Genomic DNA, 21,891 nt, shown 5'->3' with positions numbered 1-21,891 from the left:
TGGTTTTTAGAAAATTTTAAATAAATAAGATCATGATTCATACTGAAAATGCCCTGTCGTCAAAATCAGAGGTTTTGATTGAAAAAGAAAATAAATACGGAGCACATAATTACCATCCACTTCCTGTTGTTTTAGAAAGAGGAGAAGGGGTTTATGTATGGGATGTAGACGGAAAAAAATACTTTGATTTTTTATCTGCTTATTCTGCCGTAAATCAAGGACACTGTCATCCAAAGATTGTGAAGGCTATGGTCGATCAGGCTCAAAAACTTACGCTGACTTCGCGTGCTTTTTACAATGACAAATTAGGTAATTATGAGGAATTTGTAACAAAGTATTTTGGTTTCGATAAAGTATTGCCTATGAATACCGGTGCCGAAGCAGTTGAAACGGCTCTTAAAGTGTGTAGAAAATGGGCTTATGAAGTAAAAGGAATTCCGGAAAATCAGGCACAGGTAATCGTGTGCGAGAACAACTTTCACGGAAGAACCACTACCATCATTTCGTTTTCAAATGATGAAGTAGCACGCAAAAATTTCGGACCTTTTACAGAAGGATTTATAAAAATAGAATACGATAATTTGGCTGCTCTTGAAAAAGCATTGGAGTCGTCAAAAAATATTGCAGGGTTTTTAGTAGAACCAATTCAGGGAGAAGCAGGAGTTTATGTTCCTTCTGAAGGATATTTAGCGAAAGCCAAAGCATTGTGTGAAAAACATAATGTTCTGTTCATTGCAGATGAGGTTCAGACGGGAATCGCACGTACCGGAAAATTATTAGCCGTACAGCATGAAAATGTACAACCTGATATTTTAATTTTAGGAAAAGCAATTTCAGGCGGGGTGTATCCGGTATCAGCAGTTTTGTGTAATGATGAAATTATGAATGTAATCAAACCGGGACAACATGGATCTACTTTTGGAGGAAATCCGGTTGCAGCTGCGGTTGCGATAGCTGCTCTTGAAGTAATCAAAGAAGAAAATCTTGCCGAAAATGCAGAACGTCTGGGAATTATTTTAAGAAAAGGGCTAAATGAAATTGCAGAACGCAATAACCTGATCACACTCGTTCGTGGTAAAGGATTATTAAATGCAATTGTGATTAATTGTGGTGAAGATTCAGATTTGGCGTGGGAAATTTGTTTGAAATTCAGAGATAACGGATTATTGGCTAAGCCAACTCATGGAAATAAAATTAGACTGGCACCGCCTTTGGTGATGACCGAATCTCAAATTCAGGAGTGTCTTGAAATTATCGAGAAATCACTGGATGCTTTCAAGAATTAGTTTTTTTTAAGTTCTGAGGTACTAAGGTGCTGAGATACTAAGGTTTTTAGGTTTTTTTATAGAACTTTAGAACTTTCAAATTTTGTCAAAGTTTTAAATTTTGACGAAAAACACAAAGCAACAAAGGTGCAAAGTTTCATTATAAAACTTTGCACCTTTTATTTTTAAGGAACTTTTTAAAGCACTCCGGGAAAAAAAATCTTAGATTCTCAGCATCTTAGTCCCTGAGAATCTAAGTAATTTTATTTACTGTAACCCGGGTTCTGGGTGATTTTTTTGTTGGCATCCATTTCCAAGATCGGAATAGGAAATACCAGTACATCCGCATCATAAGATAATAATTCAGATCCGTCACCGTCGACACTTACATCAATGGAGCCTTTTGTTCTTCGGATATCGTGAATGGAAAAGCCTTCCATCGCTAATTCGAATTGGCGTTCTAATAAAATGGCATCAAGTGTTACTGCGGTTAGTTTTTGTGCGTTGGCTCTTGTTCTGATGATGTTGATATCGTCAATCGGAGTGTTGCCTACCACTGTTCCGGCGCGAAAGTTGGCTTCGGCTCTGATGAGGTACATTTCAGCCAGACGAATAATCCCCACATTAGCAAACTGATCGGTAAATTTCAGGGTTAGTATTCTGTCATTTACAGGGTTTACATAATTGAATTTTGCACGATCGTCGTTAGGATCTGTAAATTTTTCCAGATAAGGATCTCTGATCGCAATGTCACCTCCGCGTCCTCCATTATTCTCAGCTGAATAAAAGGTATTGGCGTCGTTTACTCCGGTTTGTTTTGTAATTTGGATAGCAAATACATCTTCAGCCTGATCGGTATCATGATTAAAGGCATCTGCATATTTTGTAGACAATGAGTGTCCGCTGTTTTTGATGACATCATCGGCAGCGTCTCTTGCCAAAGCGTAATTGCCTTGTTGTAGATATACTCTCGCTAATAGGGCTTTTGCAGCATATTTATCAGCATAAAAACTATTGTCTTTTGGAAGATTGGTGTAAGCAAGATTTAATCCGTCAATGATTACTTTGTATACTTCGGCAACCGTACTTCTTTCTTTTGATAAATCGGCGTTGAAATCATAAATAGCTTTGTCTCTTATTACAATTCCTAATTGATTATTGGCCTGACCGCTAACGTATGGTTTTGCAAAAAAGCGCACTAAATCAAAATAAGCAAGTGATCTTAAAAAATTAGCTTCACCAATCATTCGGGCTTGTTTGGCCGGATCTTTTACTTTGCTGATATTGTCGATAACGGTATTGGTAGCGTTTACGATTTCGTAACATCTGGAGTAAGTTCCGGTGATGATTACGTTATCAGCAAGCATTTGTTTGATATACATTTGTCTTAATTCGCCAAAACTTCCTCTGAATCTAAATTCAGTAGTGGCAGTTGCACCTGTTGCTCCCAGTAAATCGGCGTAAACTAAGATTCTTCCTCCGTAAGCATTTCCTCTTGCAGCAAGAGCATAAGTTCCGGTGAGTACATTGGTAACCCCTTCTTCTGTACTTAACGTTACAGAAGCGTCTTCTCTTTGCTTTGGTTCTATGTTTAATTCATCTTGACAGCTTGTAAAAAAGACTGCAAAAAACATAAATAATAGTATAGTGTTTGATTTCATCTTGATCGATTTAAAAATTGATATTTACTCCCATCGCAATTGTTCTCGCTGGCGGAGCCGAATAAAATTCCTGTCCAATATTAGGATTTGCTCTTGTGATATCGTCTCTTCGTGACTCAGGATCAGAACCTTTATAATTGGTAAAAGTCAATAAATTTACAGCGGTCATGTATACTCTTAAATTGCTCATTCCCATGTCGCTTACTGTCTTTTTAGGTAACGAATATCCTAAAGTCAGGTTTCTTAAACGTATGAAATCTGATTTGCCCAGATAGCGGCTCGAATTTTGGGTACCGTTTGTACCGCCAAATCTCGCCTGAGGAACATTGGTAATGTCTCCCGGTTTTTGCCAACGGTCTAACTGATCCAGAGTCTGGTTGTCAAAATAATCGGCTGCTGTAGACTGATAAATTCCTGCAGTGTTGTAAATACTGGCACCCCATTCTCCCTGGAAAGTAAATGAAAAATCAACTCCTTTGTACAGGATCGTATTGGTAAGTCCTGACATTAAGGTTGGAAACGGATTCCCAAGAATGGTTCTCTGTGCTTCACTATAGTCATTAGTGGTACTTCTGTCAATGCTTCCATCGGCATTTTTTGTGTTTTTTACAAAAAGTGCATCTCCGTTTGCGGGATCAACCCCTGCGTATTCTACCAAATAGAAAGACGAAATGTTTTCACCAACTCTATTAATGGTATAACTGCTTATTACATCAGCATTGTTGTTGGGTAACGATTTTACCTTAGATTGATTGGTCGTTAAATTGAAACTTGTTGTCCAGGTAAAATTTTCGGTTGTGATATTTTTGGTGTTTAAAGTGAATTCGAAACCACTACTTCTGATTTTTCCGATATTTTTGCTAATGGTTCCTAAATCGCCACCACCGGCACTTTTAGGAAGCGGAACATCAAAAAGCAATCCGTCTGTGTCTTTTTGGTAGTAATCGGCCTCGAAAGTAATTTTATCTAAAAAGCCCAGTTCGGCACCAAAATCAATTTGAGTCGATTTCTCCCAGGTTAAATTATCATTTCCTGGCTGATCAAAGGTAAGTCCTGATTTTAAATTATAGGGATTTGTCTGATACAACTGGCGTGAAGCAAAGTTTCCAATTTCGGCATTTCCTAATTTACCCCAGCTTCCTTTTATTTTCAAATACGTTAAAACCGGATTTTCTTTCAGGAAATTTTCCTTTGATATTACCCAACCGGCAGAAAGTGCAGGGAAAACACCATAGCGTTCGTTTTTTCCAAAACGGGAAGAACCGTCACGACGAATACTGGCTTTAAACAGGTATTTGCCATCAAAAGCATAGCTTAATCTTCCAAATTGAGATACAAATGCATAATCGATTTCCCTACCATGCCCTTCATTAATTTCGGCTCCTCCGTCGATTGTCTGAAAACCGTCGTTAGGGAAGTAGATGCTATTTACATCCTGATATCTATTGTTGTACTTGTTAAGTTCCATACCGGCAACAAGATTCAGAGCGTGTTTTTCTGCAAATGTTTTGTCGTAGGTAAAGTAGTTACTGAAAATATAATTTTCGGTATTTACTGAGGTTGCAAATACAGCACCGTCAGTTGCCATAAAAGGAGCATTTTTCCCCTGCCAGTAGTCTTCTGTCTGAGTCATGTAGTCATAAGAAAAATCAGAATTGAACTTCAGACCTTTTACTATTTTAAGTTCGCCAAAAACTTTTCCGGTAAGTCTGCGCATGATGGTTTTCCAGAAAGTATTGTCTTTTGCCAATAAATAGTTAGCATATTCTGTATTTGGGTTTGCCGTTCCGTCTGCCAGTCTTGCCTGTGATATTGGAGCCTGCGCTACGGATTGTAAAGGTGATGTAAAAGAGTTATCATCCTGCACTCTGTTGATGATGGCTCTTGAAAAACCAATGTTCATTCCCACAGTAAAACGATCTGATAGTTTGTGAGATAAGTTAGATCTTCCGGTTATTCTCTCCAGACTGTTACTGTCGATAATTCCGGTAGTGTTGTTGTAAGCTCCTGAAAAGAAGTATCTGGTTTTGTCGTCTCCGCCGGAAACCGAAAAATCAGCATCGGTTGTATATCCCGTTTGAAAGGCGATATCCTGCCAGTCCGTATCAATTTCTCCATTTCTCCAGTCAGTTCCCTGAGCCAGACGATCTAGTTCTTCTTCTACCGAGGCCAAATCGTCAACATTTTTTCCGGCTTCGCGTATTAATTCAACATATTGTTTTGCATTAAGCCACTTTCTCTTGTGAGTAGCTTCACTAACACCTTGCGAGAAATTAAGAGAGAAAGTTCCTTTTCCGTCCTTTCCTTTTTTGGTAGTGATGATTACTACTCCATTAGCACCACGAGCACCATAAATCGCTGCAGAAGAAGCATCTTTTAAGACGTCAATAGACTCGATTTCATTAGGGCTCAAAGTCAATAATGGATTTGTTGGCGCTCCGTTGCTGGATTCGTTGTCTGTAATCAAGGGAATTCCATCTAAAACATATAAAGGCTGTGTTCCCGCACTAATACTGGCAGCACCACGAACTCTAACATTTATACCACCTTCAACTTTACCATTTGTCTGAGTGATTTGTACACCGGCAAGTTTACCCACTAGCGCATTTTGAACGTTTGAAACAGGTATTTGCTGGATATCTTTTGCCGTAACGCGGGCAATGTTGTCCGTTAAATTCTTTTTGGTCTGTGTTCCGTAACCAACGACCAAAACGGCTTCCAGTTCATTTTGTGTTTCGACCAGTTGAACGGTCATTAAATTGGAGGCAGGGACGTGTACAGTTGCAAAACTGACATAACTTACTGTTAGTACGTCTCCTTTTTTTGCTGTTATTTTAAAATTTCCGTCAAAATCAGTTTGAGTACTGACTTTTGTTCCTTTTACAAGAATGTTAACTCCCGGAAGCGGAACTCGTTTTGAGTCAGTAACTTTCCCTGTAATAGATCCTTCCTGCGCATTGGCTATTTGCATAAATAATGTGATCAATAGCCCCAAAAAAAACTTAAAGTTGATTTTCATTTGTAAATATTTTTGGTTAGTTTCTCAAATGTCTTAATTTTCTGTTAATAAGTAGTCTTTATTTAACATTTAATATCACTAAAACAATTGTTTTTGTGATATTTATAACAAAATGGTTTTAATTTACTATTTTTAGAGAAAAATAAAACACTTTATTGTTTATTGTGTAATTAAATTACTTTTATGATGTTTTAAATCTTAATATTTAGCTAAAATTGTAATTTTATGTTTGATATTTAATCTTTTGTTTGATTATTTTTAAAAGTTTACTTTTTCAAACAAAAAAAGCGATTGTGTTGAAACAATCGCTTTTGGAAATAACTACTCAAAATATTAAAAAAAGTAATTATTTTTTTTAAAGAGATCTAACTTGTTATTTCTCGGTGTTGTTTTTTTTAAAATTTAACTTTTTTAAGTTCCCATAAGGTTTTGATAAAAGTATCAACATCCTCAGTGGTATTGTAAAAAGCCAGAGACGGACGAACAGTAGTTTCGACTCCCATTCTTCGCAAAATAGGCTGCGCACAATGATGTCCGGTTCGTACTGCAACACCTTCTTTATTTAAGGCTTGTCCCACCTGATCGTTTGTGTAACCTTGCAGATTAAAAGAAAGAACACTTGCCTTGTTTGCTGCTGTACCGATCAATCGAACGCCCGGGATTTCTTTTAGCAGTTTTGTCGCATAGTCTAACAATTGATGTTCGTACTGACCGATCGCATCTATTCCTAGTTTTGTCACATAATCTATTGCTGCTCCAAGGCCAATTGCATCGGCAATATTTCCCGTTCCGGCTTCGAAGCGATTGGGTGCTTTGTGGTATTTTATTTCCTCAAAAGTGACATCCTGAATCATGTTCCCACCAGATTGGTAAGGATGCATTTCATTTAGTAATTCTTCCTTTCCGTATAAAGCGCCAATTCCGGTTGGGCCAAAAAGTTTGTGTCCGGAGAAAACCAGCCAGTCCGGATTTAAATTCTGAACATCAACTTTCATGTGTGAAACCGATTGTGCGCCATCAATTAGAACTTTTGCTCCAACGGCATGAGCCATTTCGACAATCTTTTTGGCCGGGGTTACAGTTCCTAGTGCATTTGATACCTGAGTAAAAGCAACCAGACGTGTTTTTGAATTCAGCAATTTTGCATATTCATCCAGTAAAAGTTGACCATCATCGTCAACCGGAATTACACGAAGTTTTAATCCTTTTTTATCTGCTAAGCGTTTCCACGGAACAATATTCGCGTGATGTTCTAAATTACTGACAATGATTTCATCACCCGCAACTAAATTATAATCGCCCCAACTTTGTGCCACAAGGTTAATACCTTCAGTAGCACCACGAACAAATACAATTTCGTTTACGGAGCTGGCATTCAGGAACGTTTTTACTTTTTCGCGGGCAGCTTCATAAGCATCCGATGCGCGGGCAGCCAATTCGTGAGCAGCACGATGGATATTCGAATTTTCATGTTCGTAGAAATAGGCAATACGATCAATAACCGACTGCGGTTTTTGCGTCGTAGCAGCATTATCAAACCAAACCAAAGGTTTTCCGTTTACGGTTTCTCTTAGAATAGGAAAATCTTTTTTGATGCGGTTAGCATCAAAATGAGAACCGGAAATACCACCAAAATCTTGTTTTTCAAAAGTATTTCCAACGATTAAATTCGAATTTCTCTGATCAAAGGCAAACGGATTTTGCTCTAAAAAGTAGTACGAATTTGATATCTCATTTCCGTTTAACGGAAGGTTGGTACGTTTTGTAAATTTTGTATCCACAAAAGCCAATGCTGCTTTTAATTCTGTTTCAAACGAAGAACCTTGGGATTGAAAAGGCAGATATTCATTATTTAAAAACAATTTCGAAAAAAAACTTTCTTCATTTAGCTGAGCGGCTCCGTTATTTCCAAAATTTTCGTCATAAAAACCGGTTTGGGGATTGTTGACATTTACATTATTTCCGTGTGAAATTCCCAATGGAGAAGTTTCACTTTGAGGATCAAATCCGGCTCCGGCATTTGGATATAAAGCCGAAGCTCCTGAGCCATAATTAGCAACAGTTGGTGCTGCTCCAAATCCGCTAAATGCTGGTAAAGCAGTTGGTGAAGCTGGCGCGTCCTGCAAGGGCAGGGCTGCCGGGTTGTGGCCACTGAAGTTTCCCGTATTCAGGAAGGTTTCTGCAACTTTTGTGGCACGGGGATGTTCATTACGATCAGGACTTAACGAAATCTCTTTGGGAAATTCGTTAGGTAATGTATTGAACAATTCGTTAGCCAAAAGCTGCAAATCCTCAATGTTGGGTAAACCGTTGTTGTTAGTATTTATACTCATGGTACTTTCCAATTTCTACATCTTCAAGAACGGCAATGGCATCGTCTACCAATACTGCCAGTGAGCAATATAGTGATACCAGATAAGATGCAATTGCTTTTTCATTTATTCCCATAAAACGAACTGATAATCCCGGTGATTGTTCGCCTTGTAATCCTGGCTGAATTAATCCGATAACACCCTGACGGCTTTCTCCTGTACGTAATAAAATGATTTTTGATTTTCCGTCTTTGATAGGCAATTTGTCGGATGGAATAAGCGGAATTCCTCTCCACGTTAAAAATTGAGATCCAAACAAAGAGATAGTAGGAGGAGGAACACCACGACGTGTACATTCACGGCCAAAAGCTGCAATTGCCAAAGGATGTAGTAAAAAGAATCCCGGTTCTTTCCACACTTTTGTTAGTAGTTCGTCTAAATCATCTGGCGTTGGTGCACCGGTTCTGGTTTTAATAATTTGCGAAGGCGCAACATTGCTGAGCAAACCATAATCTTTATTGTTGATTAATTCGCTTTCCTGACGCTCTTTAATGGTTTCGATCGCCAATCTAAGTTGTTCAGAAATCTGATTGTACGGTTTACTGTACAAATCTGAAACTCTTGTATGTACTTCAACAATCGTTTGAACTGCAGCCAGATTATATTCTCTCGGATTATCGATATAATCGACAAAAGTATTGGGTAAAACTCTTTCGTCTCTTGCTGAACAATCTACTTCGATATGGCTTCCGTCTTTTACTTTATTCAAACGAAATACACCCGATTCGACTGGTGTCCAATGCAAAAGATGCGTTAACCAACGTGGTGTAATTGTTCCAATTTGTGGAACGGTACGTGTTGCAATTGCTAATTGTCTTGCTGCAACATCTCCTAATGCTGTTTGTTGTTGTTTTGTTTCAGCCATGGCTTAATGGTTTAATGGTTAATTTATTTTTTGCTGTAGTATTTTAAGAACTTTCATTCGTAAAAAAACAATTTTATCGCACTAGTAAATTTAGTTTAAAACTAAAAACCCCCGAAATAAAAACCGTTTAATTTACAGTATAATAATATCTAAATTGTTGAATCATAAGGTTTATCAAGGCATAACCTGCTTTTAAGCGAATGATATTTTTGCTTGATAGGGTGATCCGGTTTCGTGCCCGTTACCAAAGAGAGGATCTGTTTGTGCTTGGGGATGAATTTCGGTTTTAGGAATGAAATCGAGTCAAAACGAAATAATGGAAGAATTAACGGCAGAAGCACATATAACAAAAAGTGTTATAGGTATATTTTTTGGGAAGTATATAATTCGATGTACTTGCAGTTGTTTTCAAAATGTAGTTTTTTAAAATTTAATCTCTACTAATTCTATAGACAAAGTTAAATTTAAAATAATAAAATCCAAAAGTTTTTTAAAATTTATTCAGATGAGTACAAGAAAACAGGTAAAGTATAGGAGAGGTTTTGTTTTAAAGTACTGATTTATAGTTATTTGGTTCTATTAGTTTTAGAATATAAAAAAAGACAGAAAAAGAAGTAAGAGTTGTTTTTTACTTCTTTTTCTGTCTTTTTAAATGCTTTATAAAATGTAAAAAGAAGCTTCAATTACTTTTTTAAGGCAGCGCCACCAGGCATAACTTCCTGTTTTAGCTTGAATTTACTGTATTCTACAACTCCTGTCTGATCGGCCCAATCAAAATAGGCAGCCGATAGTTTATTGACAATACCGGGATTCTGTTTGGCTACATTATTGGTTTCACCGCGATCAGTTTCGATATCATAGAGTTCCCACTCGTAAGAGGGGTAAATCGATACCAGTTTCCATTTTCCATCCCGTACCGCTCTGTTTCCGGCTCTTTCCCAAAATAACGGAGCTCCTCTGTTGACCTCGGAAGCATTGTCGAATAAAACCGGCAGAAGACTTTTTCCTGGCAATGGGTTCGATTTGGCACCGTTGTATTCTTTTGGATATTCAATTCCGGCCAATTCATAAAAAGTAGGGGCAAGGTCAATAATGTGTCCGGTACCTTTATCGATGCGGCCTCCTTTTATTTTTGAAGGAAACCAGGCAATAAATGGAGAACTGAAGCCGCCTTCGTGCATATTGTTTTTGTATTGTTGTAAGGGAGTATTTGATAAATAGGCCCAGTTTTGTTCCTGATAATCGAAGGAACCTGAAGTTCCAATCGGACCATCATTTCGGACTAAACCTCTGCCTAACGGATTGTAGGTATTGAAACCGCCCTGCGCACCATTGTCTGAGATAAATATAATGAGGGTGTTTTTATCTTTTTTTAGTGCTTTTAATTTATTCAAAACCTTACCCACATTCTGATCCATATTGTCTACCATTGCGGCATAAACTTCCATTTTGGCTTTCCAGAATTGTTTTTCGTCATAGGTAAGTTTATTCCATTCCGGTACTTCCGGATCTCTTGGTGATACGGTTTGATTGGCGGATAAAATGCCATTTGCTTTTAGCTTTTCGATCCTTTTTTCTCTTAAAACATCCCAGCCTTCGTCAAATTTTCCTTTGTATTTGGCAATGTCTACCGGTTTTGCCTGTAGCGGCCAGTGTGGAGCGGTAAAAGCTAAATACAGAAAGAACGGCTTATTTTCTTTGTTTTGTTCGTCGAGAAAAGTCACCGCGTTGTTTCCGATTTCATCGGTAAAATAATAAGAATCGTCTTTAGGATGGAGTTCTTCATTGTTTCGAAGTAATTTTACAGGATAAGGTGTTTTTCCGAAAGGCAAAGGCTTGCTGTCGAAATAACTGGAAGCTCCTTTTAAGATGCCATAAAATTTATCAAAGCCTCTCTGGTTAGGCCATTGCGACTGATCTTCGGAACCCACGTGCCATTTTCCCGAAAGTAAAGTACTGTAACCTCCGGAACGAAAAACTTCTCCCAATGTCAAAGATTCTTTGTTGAGGTATCCCTGATAAGCAGGCAGGCCCAGATTGATATCAAAAAAGCCCATTCCGGCTTTGTGCTGGTATTGTCCTGTTAACAATGAGGCTCTGGTTGGAGCGCAAATCGAGTTGTTGTAGAATTCGCGAAGACGTAAACCTTCACTGGCTAGCTGATCAAGATTGGGTGTTTTTATTTCGGAACCATAATTACCTAAATCAGAATAGCCCATATCATCCACCAGAATCAGGATGATGTTTGGTTTTGAAGAAGGGGTAGTGGTTTTGTTTTGTGCGGAAACGAAAAGTACTGTCGAAAATAAGAGGTGGAGTGTTAGGAGTGTTTTTTTCATTTTAATTCATGTTGTGAGTTGCTGAAACTGGTTTTATCTTTTGTTGAATCGGTTTAAGACATATAAACATAGCTTTAAAAAAGTAGAGTAAATTATGGTTTTTTAGAACAACTCTGCGATTTATTTTTAATGAAATGTGTTTTAGATACAATAAGTTACGTTTTAAAGTGTTCGAAAAATGATTTAGATTATTATTTTTTAAAAAGTAAAAAAGCAATGATCAGCGTGACAATGATATTGAACAATTGTGCTATTAAAAAGGCATATAAAGGTTTTCGGCTGGTATTGCCCAGTAAATCTTTAAATTTGGTTTCCAGTCCGATACTGGTAAAAGCAAGGGCAAACCAAATGCCTTGCAGGTTTTTTAAGCTGTCTTTTACTTCGTCTCTCACTTCGGCAGTCAAAAGAAATGAAAAGAGGAGTGAAGCGGCAATAAATCCAATGACGAATTTTGGAAAACGTTCCCATATAACAGCTAGGGTTGGTTTTGCAGCAACAGCTTCTTCCGATTTGTTCTGAGTGTAAGTCCAGTAAACGGATATGGCAAAAGCAGCTAGTCCTAAGAGTACATTTTGAGAGAATTTGACAATTGTACTAATTTTTAAAGCGGTTTCGCCTACCAAGGAGCCTGAAGCGACAACGGCTCCCGAAGTATCAATACTGCCGCCCAGCCAGGCTCCGGTTACTTCTTCAGGAAAGTTGAAATGTTTAGCAATTACAGGCATGAAAATCATCATGGGTATTGCGGTGACCAAAACAATTGAAATCACGTAAGACAGTTTTTTTGAGTCGCCTTTGATGGCACCCGAAGTCGCAATTGCCGCGGAAACTCCGCAAATCGAAACCGCGCTGGAAATCATCATTGTTAATTCATCGTCAACTTTTAATTTTTTGCACAGCCAGAAGGCAAAGTACCAAACGGACAGTACAACCACTAATGCCTGAATAAGCCCAAGTGAACCGGCTTTTAGAATGTCTGAGAAAATAACAGTGGTTCCCAGTAATACCAAGCCAATTTTGACAAATACCTCTGTTGAAAGAGAGGAACGAAACCACCTTGGAAGGATGAAAAAATTACCCAGACAGAGACCTATGATTAAACTAAAAATCACTGCTTCGAGATTTAGACCTTTGATGGTCGTATTTCCGGAGATCACCAGGGCAAAGATGGTTAACAGATAAACGATGGGAAAACCCAGTAGAAAGTTTTTGACTGATTTTCCAATTAAAAAAGCACCAAGAGTTCCAATCGCAGTCAGATATATAAATTGTAAGCCAATGATTTTCAGGTTTCCGAAATTAAACACGTCTACTACTAAATCTGTTCCGGTTGACCATTTGAAAGTTGGAATCTCAGGCAGAAAAATAAAAAGGGAAATTCCGATGATGATAAAACCAAGAACGACGACAGTCCAGTCTTCGTGGAGGGTAAATTGTTTGGTTTGGGTTGACATTTTTAAGGGTTGTTTTTACTGGATTAAACCCGACAGGTTTTTGAAATCTGTCGGGTTTGTATGCAATTATTTAGCGGTTTTTATTTGGAAGCCAAAGCGACATCTACATCATTTTTTAAATCTCCGAGACCTTCTTTTTTGAAAATAATTTTGCCTTTTTTGTATAAGATCAAAGTAGGGAACACTTTTACTGTTTTTAAGTCGGCGATTACCTGAGGGCTGTCTTCCAAATCAATTTCCACGATTTTTAAATTGGCTCCGTATTGTGTTCTGATGGTTTCTAAAACAGGTTTTACCTTTTTACAGGCACCGCAGTAAACAGAACCAATATCAACTAGCACATCATTATTTTCTGAAATGATTTTGTTGTATTCGACTAAGGTTAGTTTACTTTTTGAATTGGAGTAAAAAGGTTTTCCGTTTCCAATCCAGTTGGCAATTCCGCCTTCTAAACTATAAGCTTCTTTGAAACCGTTTTTCAGCAATTCGTCTGCAAGCCAGACACTTCGGCCTGCACCAATGGAGTAGGTAAAAACCGGTCTTGTTTTATCTAAGGCAGCAATGCGTTTGGCATAGTCTTTCGATTCCAAATTAAAATTTTGTGCTCCATTGATATGATTAAGAGCAAATTCTTCAGGACCGCGTGCATCAATGATCTGTGGTTTTTTTTCACTTTGAATTTTAGCGTAAAAAACGTCTAATGAGACGGTGTTGGATGCTTTTTGCTGTGCAAAACTAATTCCGGATAAAAACAGTATCACAATGGTGATACTGTTTTGGATTGTTTTATTTTTTATCATGATTTTTAAGATTGAACCTGCTCATAATAAGGCTGATTGGGTACTGTTTTTTCTACTTTTTGGCGTATTGGAACTGCTAATACCCCCTCAGCCAAAGCACTTCCTTCTTTTTTGGATTTGAAGATGGGCCAAAGAAACTGTGCGTACCATTCTTCTTGTTTGTAGGACTTCATTCCGTACGATTTTGGAAATTTTCTGGTGATTAAACCTGTTCCGAAAATGATATCCCAAATAAAAAACATATTACCAAAGTTCCCTTTAAAATGTCCTACACCATCACCGCTGGTATCTGCATGATGTGCGTGATGAGTTGCAGGAGTCGAAATAAGACGCTCTAAAACCCACGCAATCGGATGTAAAACTTTGTATTTGTAAAAGGGTTTGTCCCAGGCAATACTGGAGTGAGCGCCTAAAGTGATAAAACTTTTGATGACCAATACAAATAAAGCGGGTAATCCTAAACCTAAAAAAGTTAAAGTTGCCGTTAGGTAAATCTGCGAAAAGAAAACGGTGTAAATAAAGTTTTGTCTTGAAGCCATCGCCATGCCCATGTACGGAGCGGAGTGGTGCGTTCGGTGAAAACGCCATAAAAAAGGAACCTGATGGTGTAAGCGGTGGTACCAATACTGTGTTAAATCATCGGCTACTGCGATCAGGAAAAAACCTCCCCAGAACGGAACCCATGAAAGCGAGTTGGCAAGGTTGGGAATTAAATACGGCAATGCAGTAAGACTGAAAAAAGCAATTACCGGAGGCAAAAGCAATTTAGGAGCCAGAAAACAAATGATATCTACTTTGCGTTCCTGACCCGTCCATTGATCATCGTACAAACCTGCCGTAAATTCGATAATGCCCAGAATCACCATAAAAGCGGTTAATCCCCAGGTTCTGATGTTTTCGAAAGCCGGTTTGATAAATTCTAAAAATGATGGTAAGGCAATGTGTGATTGTGCGATCGCACCATTTGTTAATTTGAAATACAGAAAGATCGCCAGGACAGGCAGTGCATAAATGAAGAGACTAATACTTAAATCTCTGGTTAGTTTACTTTTTGAATTATAAGCTGTTGCTGCCATGATTTTTATTTTAAAAAGTTGCTAATTAAAGTTAAACCTCCAGCCAGTATGAGTAGCGGGACTAAAAAAACAATCGCTCCCACGAGTATTTTTTTTCCTATAATTTCATAATCTACTTTTTTCATGTGGATTGGAATTAAAAGAGATTCAGGTCTTTAATAGATTGACAAAAGACCTGAATCTTTATTGGGTTAATTATTTTGAATTTCCGGGTCTGGTAGCTTGTTGGATGAGATCCTGTAATGTTTTTCCTTTGTCGGCTGTGGTGTTGTGTATTCTTCTGTTGTACACATCCTGCCAGTCAATCAATGGGTAAACATTGTTTTCTTTGGCTTGTTCATCAAACAGTTTTTTAAGTTCGGCTAATTTTTCAGGATATTTTTTAGCCAGATCGTTACGTTCGTTGAAATCTTCGTTCAGGTTGTACAATTCCCATACGTCTGCGTCAAAATTACTTTCAGCCGGTTTTTCGTTTTTACCTAACGATTTTTTTACCGCAAAAGAATCCGGCAGGTGAGCTGCTCCCGCTTTCCAGCCATCTTTGTAGATGGCTCTGTTTCCGAAAATATAGTAGTACTGAACAGTGTGCAATGAAGGTGCTTTGGCATCGTTTAGCGAAGCATAAAAGGTAGACCCCTGAATCGCATCTTGTTTTATTTCTCTGATATATTCCGGAGCTTTAATTCCGGCAATGTCTAAAGTTGTCGGCAGCAGATCGGTTACGTGGCTGTATTGATTTCTGATTCCGCCTTTGTCTTTAATTCCTTTTGGATAAAAAACGATCAACGGGTTACGCGTTCCCCCTTCCGATTGTGCATCTTGTTTCCAGTTTTTAAACGGAACATTGGTGGCCTGAGCCCATCCCAACGGATAATTGGTATTGAGTCCTTTTGCCGTTCCGATTTCACCAATGTTGTTTAAGTTTTTCTGAAGATTTTCTTCATCAGATCCGCCCTGAGCAAACAGACTTTGGTTGATTGTACCTTGTGTAGTACCTTCTTTGCTGGCACCATTGTCACCAATTGCCACAAAAATTAAAGTATTATCGAGTTGATTGCTTTGTTTTAAATGCTCGACGATACGTCCAATTTCATGATCGGTATAGGTAAGATATCCGGCATAGACTTCCATGAATCGCGCGTATACTTTCTTTTGATCGGGTGTTAGTTTTTTCCAGTCGGTAATCAATGGGTTACGCTCTGGCAATACAGCGTTAGCAGGAACTACACCTAATTTTTTCTGGTTGGCCAGTACTTTTTCGCGATAAGCATCCCAGCCTTCATCAAATTTTCCTTTGTAAGGTTCGATCCAGGATTCTGCCACCTGATGAGGTGCGTGAACAGCGCCTGGCGCATAGTACAAAAAGAAAGGTTTGTCTGGTGCGGCCTTATGCTGTTTGGTGATATAGCTAATGGCTTTGTCTGTAATCTGATCGGTTAAATGTCTTCCGTCAGGAGTAACATGTGCGTTGTCTTCCACCAAATCCGGTTTGTACTGATCGGTTTGTGATCCTAAGAAACCAAAGAAGTGTTCGAAGCCTTTTCCGGTAGGCCATCTGTCAAATGGTCCGGCATCAGTCGCTTCTTCATCAGGGGTCAAACCGTATTTTCCTACGGCAAAAGTATTGTATCCTTTGTCTCTCAGGATTTCGGCAATCGTACCTTTATCAGATGGAATTCTTCCGTCCCAACCAGGGAAACCGGCCGATAAAACGGTGTGAGAGAACCCGCTTACGTGTACTTTTCCCGAATTTCTTCCGGTTAAAATAGCAGAACGGGTAGGAGCACAAATGGCTGTAGTGTGAAAATTCGTGTAGCGTAAACCATTATTGGCCAGATTGTCAAAAGTGGGCGTTTGAATAAGGCCTCCAAAAGCACTAGAGGCACCAAATCCAACATCATCCAGTAAGATCCAGACAATATTCGGAGCACCTGTCGGTGCTTTTACAGGCTCAGGCCAATATTCTTTCGAATCGGCTAAAGTTTTTCCTATAACACCTTTAAAATCAGCATTCGGATTGTTTTGCGCAAAACTAAATTGTGCTGCAAGCAACGCACTAAATAAAAGCCCTTTTTGCGGACTTTTAATTTTACTATTGGGTTTGAAATTTTTCATAATCTATTAGTTTTTAGGGTTGTGTTAATTAATATCCGGGGTTTTGTGGTAATCCGATTGGGTCGATGTTTCTTTCGCTTTGTGGAATCGGGTATAAATTATTTCGTTCGGAAACAGAATTTTTAGCCAGTACTTTTTTGACTTCGGTAACCAAAGTTCCCCAGCGAACCAAATCAAACCAGCGTTGTCCTTCCTGAACAAATTCTTTTTTGCGCTCTTCCTGTAGGGCAGCCCTGAAAGACGTTTGCGTCAATCCGGTTAAGTCAACCGTAACATCTGGAGTGTTAATTGGTTTTCCGAAAGCTCTTCTTCGTACTTGATTGATTAACTCGTAGGCCTCGGGAGTTGGTGCCCCCTGTTCGTTTATGGCTTCCGCTAAAGACAATAAAATGTCGGCATAACGGATTATAGGAAAATTGATGGCTACGTTGGAAGGTGTGGCCAGATTCGTTAAATCCAGATACTTTTTGAAGATCGGTTTCGGAAACGTATAAACGTTTGCGGTACCGGGAATTGGTAATTGTTTGGCATAACTTACATCCCTTCTGGTATCCCCGGCAGCATAAATATCATAAAACAAAGCAACATCCGAAATAATATCGGCAGGTTCCGTAGCCGTGAATCCGGTAAAAGAAGTGGCTTGAAAAGTACTTCCACTGGAGCCGTTTCCAGCTTGGTTGGGTTCAAACTGAACGGAGAAAATGTGTTCTTTCCCGTTCTTTTTGGTTTTAGTAAAAATATCCTGAAAATTTTCAAAAAGCGCATATCCATAACCGCCATTGATGACTTCTCTGGCTTTTAAAATAGCATTCGGATAGTCTTTTCTGGTAAGGTAAACCTTTGTCAGAATGGCTTTTGCCGCTCCCGATGTAGCACGTCCGGTATCTGTTGCAGGATAAGTGGATGGTAAAGCTTCAGCATCTTTTAAATCTGAAATAATCTGGGTATAAACTTCCGCTACAGTGGCTCTTTTCGATTTTAAACTTTCCAATTGAATAGAAGTAGGCTCGTGCAACACAATTGGAACTCCTCCCCAAAGACGTACTGCCTGAAAATACAATAAGCCCCGGATGAATTTAGCCTCGAGAATCAATCTGTTTTTAACAGCGTCTGAACCGGCTACTTTTGGTATATTATCGATAGCAACATTGGCTCTGTTTATTCCGGCATAGATTTGACGCCACGCCACCTGAACACGATCAGAAGTTGCATCATGCGTCAGGCTGCTTAAAGCTCTCACCTGCGGATTGGTGGCAGAAACTCCCGCTGCAGCATAATCAGATGCCATGTCGGTTAGGAAATATAAATTTCGGCCAAATAAACTCTGTTCTCCCGGATCAAGGCTCAATGAAGCATAAACAGCAGTCACACTTGCAATGGCATCGTCCTGAGTTTTAAAGTAGTTGTCTTCGGTTACAAATGAGGTTGGTGTGACCTCTAAATCGGTGCACGATACCAATAGTCCGGCACTCAATAGGAATGTTATAAAAATCTTTTTCATTTTATATTTTTTTACTTAAAAAGTTACGTTCAGGCCCGAGATGAATGTTTTTGAATTGGGATAAGCACCAAAATCAATTCCTGGGTATAAGTTGTTTTGTTCGTAGGAGCTTACTTCAGGATCGTATCCTGTGTATTTGGTCCATGTAATTAAGTTTTCGGCAGAGACATAAAATTTAACGCTCTTAGCACCCAGTCTTTTGGAAAGGCTTTTCGGTAAAGTATACCCCAGAGTGATTAGTTTTAATCTTAAGAAAGAAGCATCTTCAATATAACGTTCTGAAACAATCCCCAATGGTGAACTGGTGGCTCTTGGAACTTCGTTGCTCGGATTTGTTGGTGTCCAACGGTCGTCTAAAGTTACATTCGCATTGGTACCCAAAGTAGAAATTTCCAATTGCTGATTTAAAGCGTTGAAGACTTTACCACCATAAGATCCCTGAAAAGAAAAGTTAAGATCAAAGTCATGATAGGAAATCGTATTGCTAAAGCTTGCGACAAATTTTGGTTGTGAACTTCCAAGATTTCCTTTGTCAAGAGCTGTAATTACACCATCTCCGTTAGTATCTACATATCTTCGGTCTCCAACTTTTGTATTGGCTAAACTGTTGATTTTAGGCTGAGTATTGACTTCTTCCTGCGTCTGGAAAATGCCATTGGTTTTGTATCCCCAGAAAGTTCCCAGAGGCAATCCTACTTTTACAGTTACGGGTTGCTGCTGTAATAAAGATCCGTTTGGTACTACAGGAAAAAATTGATCCACTCCGTTTCCGATAGCCACTACTTTGTTTTTATTGGCAGAGAAAACAAAGTTAGAATTCCATGAAAAGTTTTCTGTTTTTAGATTTTCTGTGATCAGACCAATCTCGATACCTTTATTTTCAACACCGCCAATGTTTTGAAGTACAGTTGCATATCCTGAAATCAGCGGAACAGGTACATTGATCAGTAAATCGTTTGTTTTTTTGTAATATACATCAAATACAAAATTGATTTTTCGATCTAATAAAGACAAATCCAATCCCACATTATATTGATTTGTTTTCTCCCATTTCAAATCTGAATTGGCCAGTCGGGTAGGAGCTAAACCGGTTTGCAGTGTTCCTCCGAAAGCATAATTTACAGAACCCATCTGAGCCAGAGAAAGGTAATTTCCAATTTCCTGATTACCGGTAGTTCCGGCAGTTATTCTTAGTTTTGCTTCCGTTAAGCCTTTAATATGGTTTGCGAAAGATTCCTCTGTGATATTCCAGGAAAATCCAGCTGATGGGAAATAACCCCAAAGCGATTTTGAACCAAATCTTGAAGATCCGTCTGCACGGCCGGAAAGCGTAAAGTTGTATTTTCCTTTGTACGAATAATTCACCCTGGTCAGCCAGGATTTTAAGACACTTTCGAAAGCATCTGTAGAAGGTTTTACCGGAACACCGTCTTGTAAAGCATTGTACGTATTGGCATCGTTTACAAAGAATTGAGCTCCTGCATTCACCACTTCCCCTTGTGTGTACTGAAGCGTATACCCGCCTAAGGCTGAAAATTTATGATTATCGCCAAAATTAGTGTTATAGTTTAAAGTGTTTTCATTCAGTACAGAGCTCACCAATCGGTCTCCAACAGAACCAAAGCCTTTTGTTCCTGCACCGGTAGTGGTGGTTGCCGGAGCGTAGTAATTTTGCTTGGTATTCATGACATCACCGCTGACAGCAACTTTTGCAGTAAGTTTTTTGGTGATTTTATATTCACCGAATAAACTGGTCAGAATCCTGTTGATTTTAGTTTCGTTGGTGGTGCTCACCAGATCATTTATCGGATTGGCAATTATTCCGTTAACAGCCGTTGCATAAGGATTATTGGTCAGGTTATAGCTTCCGTCAGGATTTTTGATCGGAACTACAGGTGGCTGATACAAAGCAACCACTAACGGATTAGGCTGTCTTCCGGCAGAAGAACCGCCATTTGTACCAATACCATTGGCAACCGAATTGCTGTAGTTGGCATTCACACCAAATTTAAAATTGGGAGAATAGTTTCTTTCGTAGTTGACACGTAACGAAATACGCTTAAAATCAGAGGCAATTACAATTCCGTCCTGTTGAAAATACCCCGCCGAAATCGCATATCTTGAACGATCATCCCCTCCCGAAAACGACAATTGATGATTTTGAATCGGTGCGGCAGTTCTAAAAGCTGCCGATTGCCAGTCGTATCCTCCTGAAGTTTTTAAAGCTTCGATCTGGGCAGCAGAAAAAGAAGGCGCCTGACCTATACTGGCCTGAACATCATTGCGTAAGCTAGCCCATTGGCTGGCATTCATTAAGTTCAGTTTTTTTGACACATTCTGAAATCCAATATAGCCCTGATAGGAAATGTTATCCTGACCTTTTGTTCCCTTCTTAGTAGTGATAATCACCACACCGTTTGCCCCGCGTGATCCATAAATAGCAGTTGCAGAAGCATCTTTTAGTACTTCAATAGATTCAATATCACCGGGATTAATCGTCGACAGGACATTGACAGTAGCTCCTGCATTGGCAACTCCGGCCGTACTGTTGTTATTGTCATTATAGATTAAAATTCCATCCACCACATAAAGCGGTTCGTTACCGGCCGTAATTGAGTTTCCACCCCTAATTCGAACACTGGAGGAAGCACCGGGACGACCCGAACTTTGTGTAACTACCACTCCCGGTATTGCCCCCCGAAGTAAGTTATCTGCCGATGAGGTCACCTGGCTTAAATTGGCTTTTGGAACTGAAGCTACAGAACCTGTAATGTCTTTTCGTTTTTGAGATCCGTACCCAACAACGACCAGTTCATCCAGTTCCTGACGTTCTTCTTTTAAATGAATAGTAATAGGATTCTTTTCGACGATAATCTCTGATTTTTTGTATCCAATGTAGGTTACAATTAAGGTGTAAGGGAATTTCTGTCCCGTTTGAAAATAAAATTTTCCTTCGGCATCCGTCTGAACGCCGTGTGTAGTTCCTTTAATCACTACCGAAGCACCAATAATAGGCTGGTTGGTGATATCATCTACGACCGTTCCGTCGAGTTTCGATTGAATAAGAGGCGTTGTATTTTGGGCATTAATTCCCGCCGATAGGAGCAGGAGAAATAGGAATGAGTATATTTTTAATTTTTTTTTCATTTCTTTGTACTGGTTTAAGTAATTAACAAGAAGCCCTGAAAGTTGAATTTTCAACTCTCTGATCGTATTCTTGGTTTAGTGATAAATATTCTTTAAGCCTTGCCATTTCTGTTGCCGCAGAAATGGCTTTTTTTATTTACAGCAACAGCTATGCATGTTTTTCATTTTGTTTTTTTTAATGGTTAGTCATTTTTTTTAAGATATAGGTATAGTTTCAGTGCTCTTTTTGATACAAACGAATGTGTCAAATAGACTTTGAAATTTCAATATGGAATCT

The 21,891-nt window shown here is 38.9% G+C and carries 12 protein-coding genes; 1 reads left to right on the top strand and 11 read right to left on the bottom strand.

The window, feature by feature from the left end:
* Positions 1-32: 32 nt before the first annotated feature.
* Positions 33-1,286 carry an ornithine--oxo-acid transaminase gene (gene rocD, locus BHE19_RS11190; RefSeq protein WP_017496011.1) on the top strand — a complete coding sequence of 418 codons (1,254 nt, stop codon included), beginning with the start codon at positions 33-35 and terminating at the stop codon, positions 1,284-1,286.
* 242 nt (positions 1,287-1,528) lie between these two features.
* On the opposite strand, the gene BHE19_RS11185 is transcribed toward rocD, so the two are convergent.
* The 11 genes from BHE19_RS11185 to BHE19_RS11135 form a co-directional block, all read right to left on the bottom strand.
* A complete protein-coding gene (locus tag BHE19_RS11185) occupies positions 1,529-2,926 on the bottom strand; it encodes a RagB/SusD family nutrient uptake outer membrane protein (RefSeq protein ID WP_070907192.1) in 1,398 nt (465 codons plus the stop codon).
* A gap of 10 nt (positions 2,927-2,936) precedes the next feature.
* Positions 2,937-5,945 (bottom strand): SusC/RagA family TonB-linked outer membrane protein, encoded by a 3,009-nt coding sequence (locus tag BHE19_RS11180; RefSeq protein ID WP_017496009.1) that lies wholly within the window; start codon positions 5,943-5,945, stop codon positions 2,937-2,939.
* A 395-nt stretch (positions 5,946-6,340) separates the two neighbouring features.
* The gene (locus tag BHE19_RS11175; RefSeq protein WP_070907191.1) at positions 6,341-8,278 is read right to left on the bottom strand and encodes a family 2A encapsulin nanocompartment cargo protein cysteine desulfurase; all 1,938 of its coding nucleotides are present in this window, start codon (positions 8,276-8,278) and stop codon (positions 6,341-6,343) included.
* On the bottom strand, positions 8,262-9,182 hold the full coding sequence (locus BHE19_RS11170; RefSeq protein ID WP_017496006.1) for a family 2A encapsulin nanocompartment shell protein: 921 nt from the start codon (positions 9,180-9,182) through the stop codon (positions 8,262-8,264). The genes BHE19_RS11175 and BHE19_RS11170 overlap by 17 nt, the downstream gene beginning before the upstream one ends.
* A gap of 683 nt (positions 9,183-9,865) precedes the next feature.
* Positions 9,866-11,521, bottom strand: coding sequence for an arylsulfatase (locus BHE19_RS11165; RefSeq protein WP_070907190.1), 1,656 nt, complete (start codon positions 11,519-11,521; stop codon positions 9,866-9,868).
* Between the two features lie 191 nt (positions 11,522-11,712).
* Entirely contained in the window at positions 11,713-12,975 is a 1,263-nt protein-coding gene (locus BHE19_RS11160) for a YeiH family protein (RefSeq protein ID WP_070907189.1), read from the bottom strand.
* A gap of 80 nt (positions 12,976-13,055) precedes the next feature.
* Entirely contained in the window at positions 13,056-13,775 is a 720-nt protein-coding gene (locus BHE19_RS11155) for a thioredoxin domain-containing protein (protein WP_070907188.1), read from the bottom strand.
* Between the two features lie 5 nt (positions 13,776-13,780).
* Positions 13,781-14,851 carry a sterol desaturase family protein gene (locus BHE19_RS11150; RefSeq protein WP_070907187.1) on the bottom strand — a complete coding sequence of 357 codons (1,071 nt, stop codon included), beginning with the start codon at positions 14,849-14,851 and terminating at the stop codon, positions 13,781-13,783.
* A 195-nt stretch (positions 14,852-15,046) separates the two neighbouring features.
* Complete coding sequence (locus BHE19_RS11145) at positions 15,047-16,966, bottom strand: arylsulfatase (RefSeq protein WP_070907186.1); 1,920 nt, start codon at positions 16,964-16,966, stop codon at positions 15,047-15,049.
* Positions 16,967-16,994: 28 nt separating this feature from the next.
* Positions 16,995-18,467 carry a RagB/SusD family nutrient uptake outer membrane protein gene (locus BHE19_RS11140; RefSeq protein WP_070907185.1) on the bottom strand — a complete coding sequence of 491 codons (1,473 nt, stop codon included), beginning with the start codon at positions 18,465-18,467 and terminating at the stop codon, positions 16,995-16,997.
* Between the two features lie 15 nt (positions 18,468-18,482).
* Complete coding sequence (locus BHE19_RS11135) at positions 18,483-21,614, bottom strand: SusC/RagA family TonB-linked outer membrane protein (protein WP_070907541.1); 3,132 nt, start codon at positions 21,612-21,614, stop codon at positions 18,483-18,485.
* Positions 21,615-21,891: the final 277 nt, after the last annotated feature.

This window comes from Flavobacterium tructae, from assembly GCF_001853485.1.
GTDB lineage: Bacteria > Bacteroidota > Bacteroidia > Flavobacteriales > Flavobacteriaceae > Flavobacterium > Flavobacterium tructae.
Note: the sequence above shows the minus strand (reverse complement) of the source record. Positions and strands in the feature narration are given on the sequence as shown.